This window comes from Microbacterium sp. MMO-56 (assembly GCF_037146215.1).
Taxonomy (GTDB): domain Bacteria; phylum Actinomycetota; class Actinomycetes; order Actinomycetales; family Microbacteriaceae; genus Microbacterium.
This window is the reverse complement of the sequence record NZ_JBBCVW010000041.1, coordinates 1-1,983: the sequence shown is the minus strand read 5'-3', so window position 1 is coordinate 1,983 and position 1,983 is coordinate 1. Positions and strand designations below refer to the sequence as shown.

Annotated in this window: 1 protein-coding gene and 1 pseudogene; both read left to right on the top strand. The window is 64.8% G+C overall.

Going from position 1 to position 1,983, the window contains the following annotated elements:
- The first annotated feature begins 85 nt into the window (after nt 1-85).
- Nucleotides 86-664, top strand: a complete 579-nt coding sequence (locus WFI00_RS17680; RefSeq protein ID WP_336642388.1) for a hypothetical protein — start codon at nt 86-88, stop codon at nt 662-664.
- Between the two features lie 112 nt (nt 665-776).
- Nucleotides 777-1,679, top strand: a pseudogene (locus tag WFI00_RS17675) (threonine/serine exporter family protein); the annotation flags it as partial.
- Nucleotides 1,680-1,983: the final 304 nt, after the last annotated feature.

The following is a 1,983-nucleotide window of genomic DNA, read 5'->3' as shown; positions in this document are numbered from 1 at the left end:
CACAACGTCGTCACGGAACTCGGACGGGTAGGGCTTGGGCACAGCAACATCCTTCCAGGCCCACCCCACGGGCAAGCCAGATCAGATGTCACCTACTCGTGCAGCAGTCCCCATCTACGGACTCATTACCGCGCTGCTTGGGTTTGGTGCGGCGTGGTGGCTCCGCCGGTTGGCAGCCGGTTCTGATCTTGTCGCCGCTGAGGTGGCGCAGTGGCGTGCGGGATCGGTGCTCAGCGTGATCATGGTCGCGGGCGCGATCGCGGTAGCGGTCCTTGCCTTGACACCCCTGCGGGACATTGCAAGATTTGCGGATCCGATCCTTGTTTTCGTCGCGTGTGCGGTGCTCGCCCCAGTGCCCGTGCGGCTCATCCGGTCGGGTGTGAACGAATTGTTGGAAGGCGCACCGCCGCCTGAGCTCGCGGCCCGTGTCGCCGAGGTCGTCGAGAAGGCGCGCGCCGAGTTCGGGCTTCCGACCCCTGTCGTGCGGGCGGGCAAGGTCGGGCAAAAGATCTATGTCGAAGTGGACTTCGTCGTCGGCTCCGCCGCGTGGAGTGTTGCGCAGGAAGACGAGGTCCGCCGCTCGATTATCGATGGGCTGTCTCGATTGGAGTTTGACGCGTGGGCCTCTGTCGCGGTGACCTCCGACGCGACCCTTGCTGACTAACCTGACGCTGCCGCTGTGTCGATCCATCCCTATTCCAATAGCGAAAGCGATTCACCATGAGTGCGATGAAGGTGGTTTGTTGGGCTACTCCTCGTGACTTGCGCGGCCAGCAATGATGTTGGTGCGTGAGGAAGTTCCGCCCGCGGTAGTGGTCAGTCCGGTCGGGACCATGTCATGGACGATCGCCATCGCGGTACTCGTGCTCAGCGTTCTCGTGGTCCTCGTCGTCCGCCGCCGCGACCGGACGCGTCGCATGCGGCTGCCAGCGACCACAGCCCCGCTGTCTGCCGGTGCGGTGAGCTTCGCGGCTCTCGAGACCGTGGGTGAGGCCATGATCGATGCTGGGTACACAGTGAAGACCGTGCACTCCACACTCGAAGATATCGCCCGGGTCAACGGCTACCCGCGCACTGAGATCGTCGTCATGCCGACGGCCCTGTTCGTTTCCACGCGTGGCGGCGGTGAGTTGCGCACGGGAGCTGTGTCGAGCGGTCATACGCCGTTGCTGCTGCATCAACTCGACGACCTCGACCGGATCGTCGGGCAGGCGAGGACCGGCGGTGTGGATGCCAGTCGGGCGCGGGCGCTCATCAGACTGATGCGCATATCTCCGCCACCGTTCTCCGCCACGGCCCGTGTCATCGCCTACGTGTTCTTGTGCGCGGCGCTGGCTGTGCTTCTCGGCGCGTCATGGGCCGGCGTCGCCGTCGCTGCAATACTCGGCAGCGTCGTCGGCGCTGTGCTGCTGCTCGCGGCGGGTCTCCCTCGTCTCCACGAGCCGATCCTGACCGCAGCACTGGCGTTTACCTGCTCAGTAGCTGTCTTTCTCCTAGCACGGACGGAGCTCGACCCAGGAGTGCTGCCATCGCTCATCGCTCCGATCGTCGTGCTTCTGCCCGGTGCGCTGTTGACCACCGGTGTCATCGAGCTAGCGACTGGTCAGATGGTCTCCGGGGCCGCCCGGGTCGCAACGGGGTTCATGCAACTCGTCCTGCTCGCTACGGGAATCGTCGCGGGTGCTGCGCTTGTGGGCATCCCTCACATCGACCTGACCGAAGCCGATCAGCCCCTCGGGCCGATCGCTCCCTGGATCGCGGTGGCCGTGTTCGGTGCAGCCGTCGTCATCAATCGCGGTGGGCGGGCGCGGTCGATCCCGTGGATTGTTCTCGTCCTCTATGTCGCATATGCCGCCCAGGTCATTGGCGACATTGGGCCGCCCCCTTCATTCGGTCCGGTCGCTGTGCGAGTCGTCGGTTTCCGATTGATGGGTGCATTGCCGAGCGTAGTCGACGGGTGCGAGGTAGCCGAGCGATGAATGC